This window comes from Enterobacter cloacae complex sp. 385G4 (assembly GCF_057320665.1).
In genome coordinates this window covers 281,845-301,345 of record NZ_JBXWDD010000001.1, presented here as the reverse complement: position 1 = coordinate 301,345, position 19,501 = coordinate 281,845, and the positions used below count along the sequence as shown (strand labels likewise).

Sequence of the window (19,501 nt, the reverse complement as noted above, 5' to 3'; positions counted from 1 at the left end):
ATCCATGAGCAGAAATACTGAACACGACACGCGCGAACATCTCCTGGCGACCGGCGAGCGGCTGTGCATGCACCGCGGCTTCACCGGTATGGGGTTGAGCGAGCTATTAAAAACCGCTGAGGTACCGAAAGGGTCGTTTTATCACTACTTTCGGTCCAAAGAGGCCTTTGGCGTGGCGATGCTGGAGCGGCACTATGCTGCTTACCACCAGCGCCTCGCGACCCACTTCGCCACGGGGGAAGGTAACTATCGGGATCGTGTTCTGAACTACTACCAGGAAACGCTGAACCAGTTCTGTCAGCAGGGCATTATCAGCGGATGCCTGACGGTTAAACTCTCTGCCGAAGTGTGCGATCTCTCAGAAGATATGCGCACTGCAATGGATAAAGGCGCCAGCGGCGTTATCGCCCTGCTGGCGCAGGCGCTGGCGAAGGGGCGCGAAGAAAATACGCTCGCCTTCCCCGGGGATCCCTTAACGCAGGCTCAGGTGCTCTACTCCCTCTGGTTAGGCGCCAACCTGCAGGCTAAAATTTCTCGCAGTGCCGTGCCGCTCGAAAGCGCGCTGGCACATGTGAAAAGTACGATTACTGCGCCTGGCGCTTAGCAGGCGTTTTTATTTTCGTTATCACTAGTCGACTGGTCTACTCAGGAGTCGTTATGTCAGCTGAAAAATTATTTACCCCCTTAAAAGTGGGTGCCGTCACCGCGCCAAACCGCGTGTTTATGGCTCCGCTTACCCGTCTGCGCAGCATTGAGCCGGGTGATATCCCAACCCCACTGATGGGTGAATACTATCGTCAGCGCGCCAGCTCTGGCCTGATCATCACTGAAGCCACGCAGATTTCTGCTCAGGCCAAGGGATATGCGGGTGCGCCGGGGCTGCACAGCCCGGAGCAGATCGCCGCATGGCAGAAAATCACCGCGGGCGTTCACGCTGAAGACGGTCGCATTGCGGTCCAGCTGTGGCATACCGGTCGTATCTCCCACAGCAGCATTCAGCCTGGCGGTCAGGCGCCGGTTTCAGCGTCTGCCCTGAACGCGAACACCCGCACCTCCCTGCGCGATGAAAACGGCAACGCGATCCGCGTCGACACCTCTACGCCACGCGCGCTGGAGCTGGATGAGATCCCGGGTATCGTGAACGATTTCCGTCAGGCCGTGGCCAACGCCCGCGAAGCCGGTTTTGACCTGGTTGAGCTGCACTCCGCGCACGGTTACCTGCTGCACCAGTTCCTGTCACCGTCGTCTAACCATCGTACCGACCAGTACGGCGGCAGCGTCGAAAACCGCGCCCGCCTGGTGCTGGAAGTGGTTGACGCCGTTTGTCAGGAGTGGAGCCCGGACCGTATCGGTATCCGCGTCTCCCCAATCGGTACGTTCCAGAACGTCGACAACGGTCCGAATGAAGAAGCGGACGCGCTGTATCTGATTGAAGAGCTGGCGAAACGCGGCATTGCCTATCTGCACATGTCCGAGCCGGACTGGGCCGGCGGTAAGCCTTATACGGAAGCCTTCCGTCAGAAAGTGCGCGAGCGCTTCCACGGGGTGATCATCGGTGCGGGCGCTTATACCCCTGAGAAAGCCGAGGATCTGATTAATAAAGGGCTGATCGACGCCGTGGCGTTTGGCCGCGACTATATTGCCAACCCGGATCTGGTTGCTCGACTGCAGCAGAAAGCGGCCCTGAACCCGCAGCGTCCTGAGAGCTTCTACGGCGGCGGCGCGGAAGGCTACACCGACTACCCTTCACTGTAATCTCGCCATTGTTCATTGATAGCGGCGATACTTCGCCGCTATACTAAAACATCGTTTCTGTTCAAAAAAATAGTCTATTCCATTGGTTAATGAGGAAATTATGCGCCTACTTCACACCATGCTGCGCGTTGGCGATCTGCAACGTTCTATCGATTTCTACACTAACGTCCTGGGCATGAAGCTGCTGCGCACCAGCGAAAACCCGGAATACAAATACTCGCTGGCGTTCGTGGGTTACGGCCCGGAAACGGATGAAGCGGTCATTGAACTGACCTACAACTGGGGCGTAGACAGCTATGAACTGGGCACCGCCTACGGCCATATCGCGCTGGAAGTGGACAACGCGGCCGAGGCGTGTGAACGCATTCGCAGCAACGGCGGTAACGTCACGCGCGAAGCCGGCCCGGTAAAAGGCGGCACCACCGTTATTGCCTTTGTAGAAGATCCGGACGGTTACAAGATCGAGCTGATTGAAGCCAAAGACGCGGGTCGCGGTCTGGGCAACTGATCCCTCAGGGCGCAACATGCGCCCGTAGTTTTACTGCATCACCCTGCAAAATTTGCCATAATGCGCACTGCTTTTTCCCCTTGTAAGAGACCCTGATGTCCGATAACGCTCAATTTAGCGGTCTGTGCGACCGTTTTCGTGGTTTTTATCCCGTTGTCATTGATGTAGAAACAGCCGGATTTAACGCTAAAACCGATGCGCTGCTCGAAATTGCCGCCATCACGCTGAAGATGGATGAACAGGGCTGGCTTACACCGGACACCACGCTGCATTTCCACATTGAACCTTTCGAAGGGGCAAACTTACAGCCGGAGGCGCTGGCGTTTAACGGTATCGATCCGCATAACCCGCTGCGTGGTGCAGTCAGTGAATATGATGCGCTGCACGCCATATTTAAAATGGTGCGTAAAGGCATGAAAGAGAGCAACTGCAGCCGCGCCATCATGGTAGCCCATAACGCCACCTTCGATCACAGCTTTACCATGGCGGCGGCCGAACGCGCATCGCTCAAACGCAACCCTTTCCACCCGTTCGTGACCTTCGACACCGCCGCGCTAAGCGGCCTGGCGCTGGGACAAACGGTTTTATCCAAAGCCTGCATTACGGCGGGTATACCGTTTGACGGTACCCAGGCGCACTCCGCCTTATACGATACGGAGCGCACCGCAGAGCTGTTCTGTGAGATCGTCAACCGCTGGAAGCGTCTGGGCGGCTGGCCGCTGCCGATGGGCGACAGTGAAGAATAAAAAAAAGCGACCTCTTCAGGTCGCTTTTTTATTAACGCAGAAAATTATTCAGCGTCCGGCTCTTCCGTTTTGTACTTCGCCGCCGTCTCTTTGATCAGCTGCTGCAGTTCGCCGCGCTGATACATCTCAATCAGGATATCGCAGCCGCCCACCAGCTCGCCGTCTACCCACAGCTGCGGGAAGGTCGGCCAGTTAGCGTATTTTGGCAGCTCAGCGCGGATGTCCGGGTTCTGCAGGATATCAACGTAAGCAAAACGCTCACCACAGGCTGAAAGCGCCTGAACCGCTTGCGCGGAGAAGCCGCAGCTTGGCAGCTTCGGAGAACCTTTCATATACAGCAGAATCGGGTTTTCAGCGATCTGGCGCTGGATTTTTTCAATAGTGGTGCTCATGTCTTGCTTCCTTTAACTTCTGTTACGGCAGTAGTCTGACATTGTAGCGGGTCAGGCTGGCATCGGAAAATAACATTTTCGTCACGTTTATATATTTTACCCCGACTCCACAAAAGTTGCATTGCAAATGGTGTTTACCCCTTCGCCCGTCAGGGTTTTGCTTAGAGAGTGAACAATTGTGCGTCAGAACGATGAATTTTTTTGCACTTGCTAACGAAACACGTTTTTAGATTGAAAAATGCTATTAACTTCTCGGGTTTTTATGGATTAGAATCGACGGGCTTTGTAAATCACACGCGGGTATTATTGATGACCTGCATATATCAGGGGACTGCCCAGTGGCGCGGATAACTAAAATCTCGATCACGCTCTGTGCTTTACTGTTTACATCACTCACGTTAACGCCAGCGGCAAACGCCTCTCAGCAGGCGCGGCAATCTGCTGTACAAAAAAGCCATCTGGTGAAAGCCACAGAACGTAAGAAAAAAACCAGCAGCAAGAACGACAAGAAAAAAACCACCGCTCAGACTAAACAAACCGCTTCCAGCAAGACGAAAACAAAATCTTCCCGCACTACCCGCACCGCCAAAAATAAAGCTTCGCAGACCGCCGCTAACCTCGTTACAGAAAAATGCATTACCCGTAAAGGCCATAAAGCAAAATGCACGAAGGTAACAAAGCTGGCGGATGTGCATAAAGTGCGTGTGCAAAAAGCGCAAAAAACCGCGATGAATAAACTGATGGGGCAGATTGGCAAGCCTTATCGTTGGGGCGGCAGTTCGCCGCGTACCGGTTTCGACTGCAGCGGCCTCGTCTATTACGCCTACAAAGATCTGGTTAAATTCCGTATTCCACGTACCGCCAATGAGATGTATCACCTGCGCGATGCGTCACCGGTTAACCGGGGTGAGCTGGAAAACGGCGACCTGGTCTTCTTCCGCACGCAGGGTCGCGGTACGGCTGACCACGTGGGCGTCTACGTCGGCAACGGGAAATTCATCCAGTCTCCGCGCAGCGGTCAGGACATTCAGATCACCTCGCTCAGCGAAGATTACTGGGTACGTCATTACGTCGGCGCGCGTCGCGTCATGACGCCAAAAACCATTCGTTAATCCCTGCCCTGCCGCATCTGCGGCAGGGTAAGTTCCTCTTTTGCATACCCTTTCAATTTGCTATCCTGTCCTTGTTGTCTGTAGGGTTATTGGCAACACAAAATACAATAAGGAGAGAAGCAATGTCGTTCGAATTACCTGCACTACCGTATGCAAAAGACGCCCTGGCACCGCACATTTCTGCGGAAACCCTGGAATACCACTACGGCAAGCATCATCAGACGTACGTCACTAACCTGAACAACCTCATCAAGGGCACCGATTTTGAAGGCAAAACGCTGGAAGAGATCGTTCGCAGCTCAGAGGGTGGCGTTTTTAACAACGCGGCTCAGGTGTGGAACCACACTTTCTACTGGCACTGCCTGGCGCCGAATGCCGGTGGCGAACCTGCCGGTGAACTGGCAGCCGCCATCAACGCCGCCTTTGGCAGCTTTGCTGAGTTTAAAGCGAAGTTTACCGATGCCGCCATCAAGAACTTCGGTTCTGGCTGGACGTGGCTGGTAAAAGAGGCGGATGGCAAACTGGCTATCGTGTCCACGTCTAACGCGGGCACCCCGCTGACCACCAGCGCTACGCCGCTGATGACCGTGGACGTGTGGGAACATGCTTACTACATTGATTACCGCAACGCGCGCCCGAACTACCTGGAGCACTTCTGGGCTCTGGTTAACTGGGACTTTGTCGCGAAGAACTTCGCCGCGTAAGAGACACGCAGAAGGGGTAACCCTTCTGCGTTTTTGCTTATTCAGCCGTGCAAACCGCTTCAGGCTGTTTACGGCCGGACATCATCACCAGCAGCAGGCCGAGCGCGGCAATAATCGCCCCCATCACCGGCACAAAACTGTACCCCAGACCGCCTGAAATCACGGCGCCTCCGGCGGCGGCGCCCAGCGCATTGCCGAGGTTGAATGCCCCGATATTCACGGAAGACGAGAGACCCGGCGCCTCATGGGCAACACGCATCACGCGCATCTGCAGCGGCGGCACCACGGCAAAGGTGGCAGCGCCCCAGACAACCATCGCAATCGCCGCACCGAATTCATTCTGCGCCAGCCACGGGATCGCGACCATAATGACAATCAGCAGGGTTAAAAAGCCCTTCAGCGTGCCGCTCACGGAACGGTCAGCAAATTTCCCGCCGAGATAGTTGCCAATCGAGAAGCCGACGCCAATCAGCACCAGCATCGCGGTAACAAAGAGTGGCGTTGCGTGGGTAATGTCGTGTAAGACCGGCGAAATGTAGGTGTAGAGGGTAAACATCGCTCCTGCCCCCAGCACGGTGGTCAGCAGCGCGGAAAGTACCTGCGGGCGCATCAGCACCGACAGCTCTCTGCGTACATCAGGGCGTTCACCCGCACTGCCTTTTGGCAGGGAGAAGAACAACGCCACCATCGCGACCACGCCCAATCCGGCCGTCGCCAGGAAGGACATCCGCCAGCCAATGACCTCGCCCAGCCAGGTTGCCGCAGGAACACCGCCGATGTTAGCGATGGTCAGCCCCATAAACATGGTGGCCACGGCGCTGGCCTGCTTGTGTTTTGGCACCACGCTTGCGGCCACGACCGAGCCCAGACCAAAGAAAGCACCGTGGTTGAGGCTGGTCAGAATGCGCGACAGCATCAGAGTGGTGTAATCCGGCGAAATGGCCGAAAGCACGTTGCCCAGGGTGAAAATCGCCATCAGGAAAATCAGCGCATTGCGGCGCGCACGGTGCGAAAGCAGAAGCGTCATCAGCGGCGCTCCCACCATCACGCCGATGGCGTAGGCGCTGATTAACATCCCGGCGGCCGGGATCGAGACGTCCACGCCACGGGCGATAACGGGCAGTAACCCCATCGGGGAGAATTCAGTGGTGCCAATCCCAAAAGCGCCAATCGCCAGGGCCAGCAGGGGAAAATTGATTTTCATGCGTCAACTCCGGATGCCGTGTCATGTGGTGACACAGAACAAAGAAGCGGAAAGCATGACATCAATCACAAAAAATGAGAAGTTAACAAAATGGCAAAAGATTTTTGCCAGAGAAGTAACAATCGGAGCGTTCGGGAGGGAGAAGACTCCCCCCGCGTAAATCAATGCAGCGCAGCCGTCAGGCCAGCCGCCACAATCAGCGCCAGCACAATAACGGTGGTGAACAGCGAAAACTTCAGATCGGAACTCATCAATTTTTCTCCTTTTAATCCCCCCACGAAAAGTGAGCTTGCTCATTTTTGCACAGTTTACGTCAAAAATCTTCCTGGATTTAAGCTGATAAACACTTTACCTCTTCCCCTTTTCATCAAGATAGGCCAAAATTCCACGCTAAATTTATTAGCGTACCGGCCATTGACCCCCTCCTGACGTCCCGTGTCGTTTTCCCGGCGTGCCGCAATTCAAAATTGCGTGATAAGGGTGAGAGAAGGCAAACGTTTACCTTCAAGTTTTTCAGGAGTTTAGGATATGGTCTGGAGTGACATTTAATGGCAACAATTAAAGACGTAGCAAAACGCGCAAACGTTTCCACTACAACCGTATCACATGTAATTAACAAAACCCGTTTTGTGGCGGAAGAGACGCGCAACGCCGTCTGGGCAGCGATCAAAGAGCTGCACTACTCGCCGAGCGCGGTTGCGCGGAGCCTCAAGGTTAATCACACCAAGTCTATTGGTCTGCTGGCGACCAGCAGCGAAGCGGCCTATTTTGCCGAGATCATTGAAGCGGTAGAAAAAAACTGCTTCCAGAAAGGCTATACCCTGATTCTCGGCAACGCCTGGAACAGCATTGAAAAACAGCGCGCCTACCTGTCGATGATGGCGCAAAAGCGCGTGGACGGCCTGCTGGTGATGTGTTCAGAGTACCCGGAATCCGTGCTGTCGATGCTGGAAGAGTATCGCCATATCCCTATGGTGGTGATGGACTGGGGCGAAGCGCGCGCCGACTTCACCGACTCCGTTATCGATAACGCCTTCGAAGGCGGTTACATGGCGGGCCGTTATCTGATCGAACGCGGCCACCGCGAGATTGGCGTGATCCCGGGTCCGCTGGAACGCAACACCGGCGCGGGCCGCCTGGCCGGTTTTATGAAAGCGATGGAAGAAGCGCTAATCACCGTGCCGGAAAACTGGATCGTGCAGGGCGACTTTGAGCCGGAATCAGGCTACCGCGCGATGCAGCAGATCGTCTCCCAGCCTCACCGTCCAACCGCCGTTTTCTGCGGGGGCGACATCATGGCGATGGGCGCCCTCTGTGCGGCCGACGAGCTGGGTCTGCGCGTACCGCAGGACATCTCCGTGATCGGGTATGACAACGTGCGCAACGCGCGCTTCTTCACGCCAGCGTTAACCACCATTCACCAGCCGAAAGATTCACTGGGTGAAACCGCCTTCAATATGCTGCTGGACAGGATCGTCAACAAGCGTGAAGAGTCACAGTCCATTGAAGTTCACCCTCGCCTCATCGAACGCCGTTCCGTTGCGGATGGCCCGTTCCGCGACTACCGTCGTTAAGCTCATTGCGGAGCCAGTCAGTCTGGCTCCCGCAGCCACTCCCGGTTAAGCGTTTCGCTGTCCCCCAGATAGTCCAGCAGCCAGGCCATCGCCGGCGAGACATCATTTTGTTGCCAGGTGAGGCAGCAGGCCGCATCCGGGAACGGATTCTCCAGCGTTAGCTCAACCCACTCACCGGTGTCGATTCGCGGACGTGCAAAATGGGCGGGCACCATGCCTACGCAGAGCCCGGCACTGAGGCACGTCGCCGACGATCCCCAGTCAGGGGCGACAACCCGCCGCTGGTTGTCCAGCAGCCAGGTAATTCGCTTCGGCAGCGAGCGGGAGGTATCTTCCAGCACCAGCGACGGCCAACTGCGCAGCGTATCGTCGCTCAGCGGCCCTTCCGTCGCCGCCAGGGGATGATCGCTTGCCACCACGCATTTCCAGCTCAGCATCCCCATATCGCGAAAGGCGTAACGTCCCCCGACCGGGATCGCCTGGGTCGCGCCAATCGCCATCTCTACCCTGCCGTCCGCCAGCGCATCCCAGACGCCGTTGAACACCTCCTGCGAGACCCGCAGTTCTACGTCAGAGAAATGCCGATAAAAATCGACAATCATCTGCCGGGTGCGCTCGGGCTTAACGATGTAATCCACCGCAATGGAAAGGTGGCCCCGCCAGCCGTTCGCGATCTGCTGGCACTGCTCGCGGGTGATCTGCATTTTTTTGATAACAGAACGCCCTTCCTTTAAAAACCACGCCCCTGCGGGCGTTAATTCAACATCACGATGCCGCCGTTCAAACAGCGGTACCGCCAGCCACTCCTCAAGCTGTCGCACAGTATAGCTGATGGCCGAAGGGACGCGGTGCAACTCCTGCGCCGCTCCGCTAAAGCTGCCATTACGCGCGACAGCATCGACCACTTCAAGAGAATAATCTGACCACATTTTCTGCCTGCAAAAAATTTGAATGCACCCGACAAATATTAGCGTTTCACAAGCGGCTTTGCACTCCCTACACTCAGCGCCAACGTATACCTGCCTCCTCAGGAGAATAAAACAGTGCAACCCAGGAAAGGTTTTTTAGTCTGGCTCGGCGGCTTAAGCGTGCTGGGCTTTTTGGCCACCGATATGTACCTGCCGGCGTTTGCCGCCATGCAGGAAGATTTGCAAACCCCTGCTGCCGCCATCAGCGCCAGCCTGAGCCTGTTCCTGGCCGGTTTTGCCTTCGCGCAGCTGCTCTGGGGACCGCTTTCGGATCGCTTTGGGCGTAAACCGGTGCTGCTGCTGGGGCTGGCCATTTTTGCCGTGGGCTGCCTGGGGATGCTATGGGTGCGCGATGCCACCTGGCTGCTGGTGCTGCGGTTTGTTCAGGCGGTCGGCGTCTGTGCCGCGGCCGTGACCTGGCAGGCGCTGGTCACCGACTACTATCCGGCGAACCGCACTAACCGTATTTTCGCCACCATCATGCCGCTGGTGGGGCTCTCACCGGCCCTCGCCCCGCTGCTGGGCAGCTGGATCCTCGCGCACTTTGACTGGCAGGCCATCTTTGCCACGCTGTTTGCCATCACGCTGGTGCTGATGCTGCCGGCGTTCGCCCTCAAGCCCGCGCATAAAAAAGAGGCGCACGCAGACGCGAAGCCGATTACCTTCACCTCCCTGCTGAGCGCGAAAGCGTATCGCGGCAACGTTCTGATCTATGCCGCCTGCTCGGCGAGCTTCTTCGCGTGGCTGACCGGTTCGCCGTTTATTCTGCACGATATGGGCTATAGCCCGGCGGCCATTGGCCTGAGCTACGTTCCGCAGACCATCGCGTTCCTGGTGGGCGGGTACGGCTGTCGCGCGGCGCTGCAAAAATGGGAAGGCCAGCAGATGCTGCCGTGGCTGCTGGTGCTCTATGCGCTGAGCGTCATTGGCACCTGGGCCGTTGGGTTTATTCCGGGCGCGGGTCTGGCCGAAATATTGATTCCATTCTGCGTGATGGCCATCGCGAACGGGGCGATCTACCCTATCGTTGTGGCGCAGGCGCTGCGTCCGTTCCCGCAGGCGACAGGCCGCGCGGCTGCGCTGCAGAACACCCTGCAGCTGGGGCTGTGCTTCCTGGCAAGCCTGGTGGTCTCCGCGCTGATTGCCACGCCGCTGCTGACGACAACCAGCGTGATGCTGGCTACCGTTGCGCTGGCCGTCATAGGCTATCGCATGCAGGCTTCCGCTCAGGATGAGAGCACGCAGGTAGAAACCTCGCATGCCTAATCGCGCCAAAAACTATGTTAATTTTCAGTGATTAGGTTGCTAAGAATTTTCTATTGAATCACCAAATTTTGAGGCCTATACTAAATTTGGTTCGATTAAATACGATAAATATTATGTGTTAACGGGAGCCGGAGTGCTCCCGTTTTACCATGGAAGGCATTTCGGCAAGGGTTATCTCCCTTCCTCTGTTCTACGTCGGATACTAGCCTCGCGGTATTTACCGTGAGATTTCTCACAAACCAAAAAAGCGTCTACGCTGTTTTAAGGTTCTGATCACAGTAGGGTGATGGAGAAGCTATGAGTTCATCGTGTATAGAAGAAGTCAGCGTTCCGGACGATAACTGGTCCCGGATCGTCAGTGAACTGTTAGGTCGGGCAGGCATCACTATCAACGGATCATCCCCATCGGATCCTCAGGTTAAACATCCCGATTTTTTTAAACGCGTGTTGCGCGAGGGGTCGCTAGGCCTGGGGGAAAGCTATATGGACGGCTGGTGGGAATGCGAACGGCTGGATACTTTTTTCGCCAGCGTGCTGCGTGCTGGTCTGGAAAAACAGCTCCCCCGTAATCTTAAAGACACCCTGCGTGTCGCCTCTGCCCGTCTCTTTAACCTGCAAAGTAAAAAGCGTGCCTGGATCGTCGGCAAAGAGCATTACGATCTCGGCAACGATCTGTTCAGCCGCATGCTGGACCCCTTCATGCAATACTCCTGCGCCTACTGGAAAGAGGCGTCGACGCTTGAAGAGGCTCAGCAGGCCAAGCTGCGCCTGATTAGCGAGAAATTGCAGTTGCAGTCCGGTATGCGCGTGCTGGATATTGGCTGCGGCTGGGGCGGGCTGGCGTATTTTATGGCGAAGCACTACGGCGTCAGCGTGGTCGGCGTCACCATTTCCGCTGAACAGCAAAAAATGGCGCAGGAGCGGTGCCTGGGGCTTGATGTGGATATCCGCCTGCAGGATTACCGGGATCTGAACGAACAGTTTGACCGGGTCGTTTCCGTGGGCATGTTCGAGCACGTCGGGCCGAAAAATTACGACACCTATTTCGAGGTGGTGGACCGTAATCTGAAACCGGACGGTATTTTCCTGCTGCACACCATCGGCTCTAAGCGGACCGACAATAACGTTGACCCGTGGATCAACAAATACATCTTTCCGAATGGCTGTTTACCGTCCGTACGCCAGATTGCCAACGCCAGCGAATCCCATTTCGTGATGGAAGACTGGCATAACTTCGGCGCGGATTACGACACCACGTTAATGGCGTGGCATGCACGTTTTCAGGAAGCCTGGCCTGAAATTGCGGACAACTATTCTGAACGATTCAAGCGGATGTTTAGCTATTATCTGAATGCCTGCGCGGGGGCGTTTCGCGCGCGAGATATTCAGCTCTGGCAGGTTGTTTTTAGCCGTGGGATTGAACACGGCTTGCGGGTCGCACGCTAGAAAAATAACCCCGGTCAGCCGGGGTTATTTTTTATTCGTCTTCTACAGCTTTAATTATTGCGGCTTCTTTTGCGGCCAGCACGCGCTCAACGGTATCTACAACCGCCTGGGTTTGCGGATCGATTTCGATATTCACGCGATGCCCCAGTTTTTTCGAACCCAGCGTGGTGCGCTGCAGCGTCTCGGGAATTAAATGCACGCAAAAACGCGTCGGAGTCACTTCTCCCACCGTCAGACTAATCCCATCAATGCCAATAAACCCTTTATAGAGGATGTATTTCATTAATGACGGGTCCTGCACTTTAAACCAGATTTGACGGTTATTTTCTGATGTGACGATTTTCGCCACTTCGGCGGTGGTCATGATATGCCCGGACATCAGATGGCCGCCAATCTCGTCGCTGAACTTCGCCGCGCGCTCAACGTTGACGGTATCCCCCACCACCAGTTCACCCAGGTTGGTAATACGCAGCGTCTCTTTCATTAAATCAAAGCTAATCTGGTTGCCATTAATTTCGGTGACGGTCAGGCAGCAGCCGTTATGGGCAATCGAGGCGCCGGTCTCTATGCCGTCGAGCATATATTCCGGCAGCTCTACAACATGAGTACGAAAATTAGGTTTTTCATCAATGGACACCACTTTGGCGGTGCCCTGCACAATACCAGTAAACATGCTTACAACTCCTGTTTTTTCCGGACGGTGGTGACACCGTTTAATCCCACCACAATAACAGTTGGAAAAACAGGTTGCCAGCGGAGCGCATTTTCTGGCGATTTTTTCACTAGATAAATAGCTAAAGCCCGCTACAATAGCTGGCACCCCCCTGCATTTTCTTCTTGCTGCCCGTTTCGGCGGCTTTTTTAGTCTCTCATATAACTACAAAATAAAGGTGTTCACGTGCAGAAGTACATGAATGAAGCGCGCCAGCTATTGGCACTGGCTATACCAGTGATCGTCGCGCAGGTGGCCCAGACCGCAATGGGTTTTGTGGATACGGTAATGGCGGGTGGCTACAGCGCCACCGATATGGCGGCCGTTGCCATCGGCACGTCAATCTGGCTGCCGGCCATCCTGTTCGGCCACGGTCTGCTGCTCGCCCTCACCCCTGTTATCGCTCAGCTTAATGGCTCGGGTCGTCGCGAGCGTATTGCCCATCAGGTCCGCCAGGGTTTCTGGCTGGCAGGGTTTGTCTCTGTGCTGATTATGGTCGTGCTCTGGAACGCGGGTCATATCATCCGCGCCATGCACAATATTGACCCGGCGCTGGCAGACAAAGCCGTGGGATATCTGCGCGCCCTGCTCTGGGGTGCGCCCGGCTACCTCTTTTTCCAGGTCGCCCGTAACCAGTGTGAAGGGCTGGCGAAAACCAAGCCCGGCATGGTGATGGGCTTTATCGGCCTGCTGGTGAATATTCCGGTGAACTATATCTTTATTTACGGCCATTTCGGCATGCCGGAGCTGGGCGGCGTCGGCTGTGGCGTGGCGACGGCTGCGGTTTACTGGGTAATGTTCTTCAGTATGATCGCTTATGTGAAACGCGCCCGTTCAATGCGCGATATTCGTAACGAGAACAGATTCAGCACGCCGGACTGGAGCATCATGACGCGCCTGGTGCAGCTAGGCTTGCCGATTGCGCTGGCCCTGTTCTTTGAGGTGACGCTCTTTGCCGTGGTTGCCCTGCTGGTCTCCCCGCTGGGGATTGTGGACGTCGCCGGGCACCAGATCGCGCTGAACTTCAGCTCTCTGATGTTTGTTCTGCCCATGTCTCTGGCCGCAGCAGTGACGATCCGCGTGGGCTTCCGCCTGGGGCAAGGCTCGACGCTTGATGCGCAAACCGCCGCGCGCACCGGATTAGGCGTTGGCGTCTGCATGGCCATTTGCACGGCGCTTTTTACCGTGGCGCTGCGCGAGCAAATTGCCCTGCTCTATAACGATAATCCGGAGGTCGTCACGCTGGCATCGCACCTGATGCTGCTGGCCGCGATTTACCAGATTTCTGACTCCATCCAGGTGATTGGCAGCGGCGTATTGCGCGGATATAAAGACACGCGTTCGATCTTCTTTATTACCTTTATCGCCTACTGGGTGCTGGGTCTGCCTACTGGCTACGTGTTGGCGCTGACCGATCTGGTCGTTGATCGCATGGGGCCAGCCGGATTCTGGATGGGCTTTATCATCGGACTGACGTCGGCGGCGATCATGATGATGATGCGCATGCGCTTCCTGCAGCGCCAGCCGTCAACGGTAATTTTGCAGCGCGCTGCGCGTTAACTACGCAGTAGCCGCCAGCTGGCGGCTACTTTCTCTTCACTTTGCGCGGTAATGAAGCAATCGCGTGAAATCAGAGAGAAAAATGCGTTTTCCCTCTTGCCTCCTTGATGCTGTGCCGCTAATATTCGTCCCCGTTGTCACCGACAACACGTTGCGTTCATAGCTCAGTTGGTTAGAGCACCACCTTGACATGGTGGGGGTCGTTGGTTCGAGTCCAATTGAACGCACCATTCTGCGTCCGTAGCTCAGTTGGTTAGAGCACCACCTTGACATGGTGGGGGTCGGTGGTTCGAGTCCACTCGGACGCACCATTTCAGTCCTGAAATGGTGCAAATTCTCTCCTTTTACCCTGAATTTTCTTAATCGCTTATTTTCATCATTATTCTCCTGCTACGCTTTTCTTATGGAATAAATACAGGAAGCGCGTCAATGAAGAATATCGCGATTATCGGCTCCGGCCCTACAGGGATTTACACCTTTTATCATCTGCTTAATAACAGCACCCCGCTCTCCGTATCCGTCTTCGAACAGGCCGATGAAGCCGGCGTGGGCATGCCCTATAACGACGACAATAATTCCCGGCTGATGCTGGCGAACATTGCGAGCATAGAAATCCCGCCCATTTTTATAACCTACCTCGCCTGGCTCAAGGAACAGAGCGACGACCATCTGGCGCGCTTTAAGGTTGATAAAGCCAGCCTGCATGACCGGCAGTTCCTGCCCCGACTCCTGTTGGGAGAGTATTTTCGCGACAGCTTGCGTTCAATCGTGAAAGAGGCAAAAAAGCTGGGGTTCCAGGTTGCGGTCCATGAATCCGCGAAGGTAACGGACATCATCCCCTCGACAACCGGCGTAACGCTTTCCGTCAACGACACCACTTTGCCCGATCGGTTCGACCTGGCGGTTATCGCCACCGGCCACGTCTGGCCAGATGAGGAGGAAGCCACGCGCACGTTCTTCCCCAGCCCGTGGTCGGGATTGATGGACGCCAGCATTCCCCCTTGCCGCGTGGGCATTATGGGAACGTCGTTGAGCGGTCTGGACGCGGCTATGGCGGTGGTAATGCAGCACGGTGAGTTTCGTGACGGTAAATTCCTCCTCGACAAGGGCAGCGAAGGGTTAAACATTACGCTGATGTCCCGCACGGGCATTCTGCCGGAAGCCGATTTTTACTGTCCAATCCCTTACGAACCGCTGTCGGTATTGACCGAATTCGTGGTTGAACGCGAGATAGCCAAAGGATCGGACGGCCTGCTTGACCGCATATTTTCCCTGATGGTGAAAGAGCTCGAGCTCGCTGACCCGGCGTGGTGCGAGAAAATTTCTCTGCGTAACCAGGATGCCGACAGCCTTCGTGAGGCATGGTTTGAGGATCGTAAACGGCACGGCCCCTTTACCTGGGCGGAAGAGAACCTCAGCGAGGTTGAACGCAACAAACGCGAACGGCGCACCGTGGCCTGGCGCTATACCGTCCTTCGACTGCATGAGGTGGTTCAGGAGATTGTGCCCCACCTCAACGACGACGACAGAGAGCGCTTTAAGCAGGGCCTCGCCCGCGTGTTTATCGACAACTATGCCGCCATCCCGCCGCAGTCTATCCGCAGGCTGCTTGCGCTTCGCGAGGCCGGCATCATTAGCGTGGCGGCGCTTGGCGATGATTACACGCTCGACGCTGGCAGCGATCGGACGGTAATTACCACCAAAGAGAGCGTTTATCGTTTCGACGTGTTTATTGACGCGCGCGGGCAAAAGCCGCTCAAAACAAAGGACTTGCCTTTCCCGACGCTGCGTAAACAGCTGGCAGAGACGGGCGACGAGATACCCGACATTGGTGAGGATTACACGCTTAAAGCGCCTGAAACGGTTCGCGGGCGCATTGCTTTCGGTGCGATACCGTGGCTGATGCACGATAGTCCCTTCGTTCAGGGGCTGGCGGAGTGTGCGGAAATTGCAGAGGCGATGGCGAAGGCGGCTGAAAAACCTGGCTCGGGGAGACGGCGTCGGTTACCGTACGTGGAGAACTGACAGGGCTTCCATGCCCTGCTATCGGTAATTACTCGAAGAAGACCTCTGGGTTTTCCGACAGCGATACGAACGTTTTGGTGTTCTTATCCAGGGCAAGGATTTTGCCGCTTTCAATGTCATACACCCAACCGTGCAGACGAAGCGAATTATTACGCAGGCCCACCGCGACGGACGGATGGGTCTTGATGTTGCTCAGTTGCGCAAACACGTTCTCCTGCACCATCGCATTCACTTTATCGATCGGCTTGTCCCAGCTTTTCTTCTCTACCACGGCTTTCGCCGCGTCGGAATAGCGCAGCCAGTGCGATACAGCTGGCATTGGCTCCAGGTTGGCGTTATCGGCAATCGCCTTCATCGCGCCGCAGTTGGAGTGGCCGCAGATCACGATATCCGTCACGCCCAGCGCCACCACCGCGTACTCGATAGTTGCAGATACGCCGCCCGGCTCCGGCCCGAAAGGCGGGACAATGTTGCCAGCATTACGAATGACAAAAAGCTGTCCCGGCTCTTGCTGGGTGACCAGTTCAGGAACCAGACGGCTGTCGGAGCAGGAGATGAACAGCGCTTTGGGATTCTGGCTGGACGCTAAACTGCGAAAGAGCTCTTTACGTTGCGGGAAAATCTCTTTTTGAAAGCTGAGAAAACCTTCAATGATATGTTGCATAGCAATTTCTCTTTTATCTGTTTTCGTTTCGGTATGATCGCGATCACACTCGTAAAGTTTACCCACCGTACTTTACCTGAGACAAGCAATATATTTCTGGCCCGACCGCTGCACGATGTCGTCCGCGTTCGCCGGGATGTTTTGCCCTTCGAACGCGCCGTAAAGACGAGCGAACGATTTTCCCGCCAGGCGCCGGGTAACGACCTCAACCGTACGGGCAGGCAGCGGGAGCATATTCGGGTAGCTCCACATAAACGACACCGCATCTTTCCCCGGGGTGACCTGCAAAATATCCCCCGCCAGCAAAACGCCCTCGCCCTCCTGCCAGTGCAGCACCGTTCCGCCCGCAAAATGGCCGCCGAGACGTAGCAGCGTGACGGACGGCCAAATCTCCAGCGCCTCCCCCTCCCAGAAATGAATCGCCGGGCTGTTGCGCATCACCCATTCGCGGTCGCTGGCGTGCAGGTAGACCGGCGCATTGAAAGCCGCGGCCCACTCCTGCATCGTGGTGTAATAGTGCGGATGCGAAATCGCAATGGCGTGAAGGCCACCGAGCGCGGTGATGAGCGTTTGGGTTGCCGGATCAAGGTTGGCAATGCAGTCCCAAAGAATATTGCCGTGCGGGGTGCGCAGAAGCAGCGCCCTCTGGTTAATCGCAAAAGCGGGAACCGTTTTGATACTGAACAGCGCGGGCTCCAGCTGCTGCCATTTATTCACGTGCGTGGCCGTCACCGTCGCGTAATCAATCCACGCCTGACCGCTGACCGGGACATACTGGCGTTCATCCTCGCAAATCGGACATCTCTCCGGCTTTCCATCATAGGAGGTACCGCAGGTTTTACAGAGTGTAATCATGAGCGCTCCTCGGTGATAAAGCACTGAGTATGGCAGGGATTATCCTTATGTGCTGCGAGGTACATTGCCGACGTTTTTTACCCTATACTGTGCCAGTATCAAAAACCGAACAGAGCAGGTGCAACATGGAAATTGATCTCGATAACTTAGTTTTTAACGGTCTGGATGAAGCGGAAGAGCGTAACGCGGAACGTCTGGACGACGCGGATAAAAAAGCGCAGGCGATTGTTGCCGACGACGACTGCGGTGATGCCTGCAAGATTTGATAAAAAAAGCACCGGTAAACCGGTGCTTTTTTATTTTACTTTTTCAGCCAGTCAATGGCCGCCGCACGGTGCGCTTCCACGGTTCTCGGGGAAAGATTCAGGCGTGCAGCCACCTCTTTATTACTGCACCCTTCCAGCAGTACCCCAGGGTAACCAGAATGCCCTTCTCATTTTTCAGGCTGTCGACATTACCAGTTAACGTTGATGAGAACAAAAAAACGCGGGCGTAATCAGATCTCCGGCGTTTTGCTAAAGCCGGTCAGCATCAGGATCAGGCTTTGCGGGGAAGACGCCGTCTCAAACTGGTAGTGATTCCCCTGACGATCGCCGCCGATGTACCACGAAATCTCGGTTTTCCCTTCTGCCAGCGCCTTGCGCACCGCCTTATCCACGTCCACCATCCGGTATTCGCGGGAGTGGTTAAGGTAAAGCACCGCATCCGAGCGGTAGTTACAGGCTGGCCGCGACTGCCAGCTCACGCTGGCCGGATCCCAGTCGTTGCTTGCCGGATAGAAGAAAATTTGATCCGCGCCGTTGGTTTCCACTTTCCCGCCATAAATCCGCACGCGGTATTTAAACTGCGAAGGATCCTGTCCGGCAGGCAGCGGGGGAATGTGAAACTTCACCAGCGACAGCGTTTCGCTGTTTTTGGTGCGCCCGCCGTTCTGCCAGTTATCCTGCACCAGCAGGACCTGGGGCTCTGGCTGGGTAAGCGCGGGCTCCAGGCTGCTGAGCCAGACGTTGGCCTTCGCTTTTGAATAACCATACGGAACGGTGGTGCCGCAGTCCAGACCGCGGTTCATGCACAGGTCGGTCATAAAGCGCGCGGCGTCTTCCGTCCAGCCGTTCATAAAATCAGCATGCGCCGTATACAGGCTCCCCCACCGCTCTTCACGCTCGTTGCCGTGCATGATGGGATCGAGAGAAAGCTGCGCTTTACTGGTATCGAGCGAGCTAATCGTCGGGAGCACGTACGCAATGTTCATGTTCACGGTGGGAATTTTCACCGGGAAGTCGGACGGGCACTGCCCTTTGGTGTCGTAGGTGGCATTGGCAAGACCGTGAGCGGGCTTAAGATTTACCCCGTCCCAGCAGTTCGGAAACTGAATGCCAATATTAAACTGCACGGCATCGTTCGCCTTGCGTAAGCCGCAGACCTCACCCGTTTTGGTGGTGTAGCCCTTGCCGTTAGCGCACAGGAAGGTGATATGTGGATTCGGCGCGGTGCCGTGATGATCGCCCGCCAGCAGCGACAGCCCCGCCGGGAACGGGTGCAGCGGCCAGGCGTCGACGTTCGATGCCTGATAATAGGTTTTTTGATAGGCGGGTTTGACCACCGTTCCGTCAGGCAATTTCAGAGAGGGTGCCCAGTAGGCCGAGCTGTCTGCTTTGTTATCGCAGGTGGTCTTTTCATCTTTACGCAGCGATTCACGGCTGGAGAAGGCATCCGTTTGCACGTTGCCAAAAAAATCGTGCAGCATGGCCTCGTTGGGCATGCCGTGCATCATAATGGCATCGTCGCCGAGCGTGTGGGAGTAACCGCAGACGACGTGCGCCTGTGGCGCAGCGTGCGCCGCCTGCATGGCAATCAGTAGTGCGGTGGCAGAAAGTGCCGGGGTTAATACTGTCCGTTTCATTATCATCTCCTTCTGAGAAAGGAGATATTGGTATCAAAACGGCCAGGGTTTACCGAGGATTTGCCCGCGTATTTTTCCGTTCATCCCTGCTTTACAGGCATCACGCA

21 protein-coding genes and 2 tRNA genes are annotated in these 19,501 nt (G+C 55.8%); 14 read left to right on the top strand and 9 right to left on the bottom strand.

The window, feature by feature from the left end; translation table 11 throughout:
* Positions 1 to 4 precede the first annotated feature (4 nt).
* The 4 genes from AC2FAJ_RS01625 (at position 5) to rnt (ending at position 3,009) form a co-directional block, all read left to right on the top strand.
* A complete protein-coding gene (locus tag AC2FAJ_RS01625; protein WP_059355233.1) occupies positions 5 to 604 on the top strand; it encodes a TetR/AcrR family transcriptional regulator in 600 nt (199 codons plus the stop codon).
* 53 nt (positions 605 to 657) lie between these two features.
* Positions 658 to 1,755: an alkene reductase gene (nemA, locus tag AC2FAJ_RS01620; protein WP_028012895.1), complete on the top strand. Its 1,098-nt coding sequence runs from the start codon at positions 658 to 660 to the stop codon at positions 1,753 to 1,755.
* Positions 1,756 to 1,855: 100 nt separating this feature from the next.
* On the top strand, positions 1,856 to 2,263 hold the full coding sequence (gloA, locus tag AC2FAJ_RS01615; protein ID WP_013096923.1) for a lactoylglutathione lyase: 408 nt from the start codon (positions 1,856 to 1,858) through the stop codon (positions 2,261 to 2,263).
* Positions 2,264 to 2,358: 95 nt separating this feature from the next.
* Positions 2,359 to 3,009: a ribonuclease T gene (gene rnt / locus AC2FAJ_RS01610; protein ID WP_028012894.1), complete on the top strand. Its 651-nt coding sequence runs from the start codon at positions 2,359 to 2,361 to the stop codon at positions 3,007 to 3,009.
* A gap of 44 nt (positions 3,010 to 3,053) precedes the next feature.
* Here the strand turns inward: rnt and grxD are convergent, their stop codons facing one another.
* Positions 3,054 to 3,401: a monothiol glutaredoxin 4 gene (gene grxD / locus AC2FAJ_RS01605; protein WP_003832760.1), complete on the bottom strand. Its 348-nt coding sequence runs from the start codon at positions 3,399 to 3,401 to the stop codon at positions 3,054 to 3,056.
* Positions 3,402 to 3,739: 338 nt separating this feature from the next.
* Between grxD and AC2FAJ_RS01600 the strand changes: the two genes are divergently transcribed.
* Together AC2FAJ_RS01600 and sodB are read left to right on the top strand one after the other, a co-directional pair.
* Positions 3,740 to 4,513, top strand: a complete 774-nt coding sequence (locus tag AC2FAJ_RS01600; protein WP_028012893.1) for a C40 family peptidase — start codon at positions 3,740 to 3,742, stop codon at positions 4,511 to 4,513.
* Between the two features lie 122 nt (positions 4,514 to 4,635).
* Positions 4,636 to 5,217 carry a superoxide dismutase [Fe] gene (gene sodB, locus AC2FAJ_RS01595; RefSeq protein ID WP_028012892.1) on the top strand — a complete coding sequence of 194 codons (582 nt, stop codon included), beginning with the start codon at positions 4,636 to 4,638 and terminating at the stop codon, positions 5,215 to 5,217.
* Positions 5,218 to 5,254: 37 nt separating this feature from the next.
* On the opposite strand, the gene AC2FAJ_RS01590 is transcribed toward sodB, so the two are convergent.
* Complete coding sequence (locus tag AC2FAJ_RS01590) at positions 5,255 to 6,421, bottom strand: MFS transporter (protein ID WP_028012891.1); 1,167 nt, start codon at positions 6,419 to 6,421, stop codon at positions 5,255 to 5,257.
* A gap of 161 nt (positions 6,422 to 6,582) precedes the next feature.
* Positions 6,583 to 6,672, bottom strand: coding sequence for a cytochrome bd-I oxidase subunit CydH (gene cydH, locus AC2FAJ_RS01585; RefSeq protein WP_020688313.1), 90 nt, complete (start codon positions 6,670 to 6,672; stop codon positions 6,583 to 6,585).
* 297 nt (positions 6,673 to 6,969) lie between these two features.
* Here cydH and purR point away from each other — a divergent pair, with 297 nt between their 5' ends.
* Positions 6,970 to 7,995: an HTH-type transcriptional repressor PurR gene (purR, locus tag AC2FAJ_RS01580; protein WP_008500597.1), complete on the top strand. Its 1,026-nt coding sequence runs from the start codon at positions 6,970 to 6,972 to the stop codon at positions 7,993 to 7,995.
* A 17-nt stretch (positions 7,996 to 8,012) separates the two neighbouring features.
* Here the strand turns inward: purR and punR are convergent, their stop codons facing one another.
* Entirely contained in the window at positions 8,013 to 8,924 is a 912-nt protein-coding gene (gene punR / locus AC2FAJ_RS01575; protein WP_485453730.1) for a DNA-binding transcriptional activator PunR, read from the bottom strand.
* Between the two features lie 114 nt (positions 8,925 to 9,038).
* On the opposite strand from punR, the gene punC reads away from it, so the two are divergent.
* Positions 9,039 to 10,229, top strand: a complete 1,191-nt coding sequence (gene punC / locus AC2FAJ_RS01570) for a purine nucleoside transporter PunC (RefSeq protein WP_047368404.1) — start codon at positions 9,039 to 9,041, stop codon at positions 10,227 to 10,229.
* A 297-nt stretch (positions 10,230 to 10,526) separates the two neighbouring features.
* On the top strand, positions 10,527 to 11,675 hold the full coding sequence (gene cfa, locus AC2FAJ_RS01565) for a cyclopropane fatty acyl phospholipid synthase (protein ID WP_309258251.1): 1,149 nt from the start codon (positions 10,527 to 10,529) through the stop codon (positions 11,673 to 11,675).
* 31 nt (positions 11,676 to 11,706) lie between these two features.
* Here cfa and AC2FAJ_RS01560 read toward each other — a convergent pair whose 3' ends face one another.
* Positions 11,707 to 12,348, bottom strand: coding sequence for a riboflavin synthase (locus tag AC2FAJ_RS01560; protein ID WP_041910352.1), 642 nt, complete (start codon positions 12,346 to 12,348; stop codon positions 11,707 to 11,709).
* A 225-nt stretch (positions 12,349 to 12,573) separates the two neighbouring features.
* On the opposite strand from AC2FAJ_RS01560, the gene mdtK reads away from it, so the two are divergent.
* From mdtK to AC2FAJ_RS01540, 4 genes are all read left to right on the top strand, one after another.
* Positions 12,574 to 13,947 (top strand): MdtK family multidrug efflux MATE transporter, encoded by a 1,374-nt coding sequence (gene mdtK / locus AC2FAJ_RS01555; RefSeq protein WP_069732385.1) that lies wholly within the window; start codon positions 12,574 to 12,576, stop codon positions 13,945 to 13,947.
* Between the two features lie 153 nt (positions 13,948 to 14,100).
* Positions 14,101 to 14,177 (top strand) — tRNA-Val (locus AC2FAJ_RS01550).
* Positions 14,178 to 14,181: 4 nt separating this feature from the next.
* A tRNA-Val gene (locus AC2FAJ_RS01545) sits at positions 14,182 to 14,258 on the top strand.
* A gap of 118 nt (positions 14,259 to 14,376) precedes the next feature.
* Complete coding sequence (locus tag AC2FAJ_RS01540; RefSeq protein WP_163332422.1) at positions 14,377 to 15,972, top strand: FAD-NAD(P)-binding protein; 1,596 nt, start codon at positions 14,377 to 14,379, stop codon at positions 15,970 to 15,972.
* A gap of 28 nt (positions 15,973 to 16,000) precedes the next feature.
* Here AC2FAJ_RS01540 and AC2FAJ_RS01535 read toward each other — a convergent pair whose 3' ends face one another.
* Both AC2FAJ_RS01535 and AC2FAJ_RS01530 read right to left on the bottom strand, forming a co-directional pair.
* Complete coding sequence (locus AC2FAJ_RS01535; RefSeq protein WP_028012884.1) at positions 16,001 to 16,636, bottom strand: carbonic anhydrase; 636 nt, start codon at positions 16,634 to 16,636, stop codon at positions 16,001 to 16,003.
* A gap of 72 nt (positions 16,637 to 16,708) precedes the next feature.
* On the bottom strand, positions 16,709 to 17,491 hold the full coding sequence (locus tag AC2FAJ_RS01530; RefSeq protein ID WP_060572911.1) for an MBL fold metallo-hydrolase: 783 nt from the start codon (positions 17,489 to 17,491) through the stop codon (positions 16,709 to 16,711).
* A 125-nt stretch (positions 17,492 to 17,616) separates the two neighbouring features.
* On the opposite strand from AC2FAJ_RS01530, the gene AC2FAJ_RS01525 reads away from it, so the two are divergent.
* Positions 17,617 to 17,757, top strand: coding sequence for a hypothetical protein (locus tag AC2FAJ_RS01525; protein ID WP_003857665.1), 141 nt, complete (start codon positions 17,617 to 17,619; stop codon positions 17,755 to 17,757).
* A gap of 35 nt (positions 17,758 to 17,792) precedes the next feature.
* On the opposite strand, the gene AC2FAJ_RS01520 is transcribed toward AC2FAJ_RS01525, so the two are convergent.
* Both AC2FAJ_RS01520 and AC2FAJ_RS01515 read right to left on the bottom strand, forming a co-directional pair.
* Entirely contained in the window at positions 17,793 to 17,894 is a 102-nt protein-coding gene (locus tag AC2FAJ_RS01520; RefSeq protein WP_374208898.1) for a LuxR C-terminal-related transcriptional regulator, read from the bottom strand.
* Between the two features lie 93 nt (positions 17,895 to 17,987).
* Positions 17,988 to 19,394, bottom strand: a complete 1,407-nt coding sequence (locus AC2FAJ_RS01515; protein WP_045630173.1) for a DUF1996 domain-containing protein — start codon at positions 19,392 to 19,394, stop codon at positions 17,988 to 17,990.
* Positions 19,395 to 19,501: the final 107 nt, after the last annotated feature.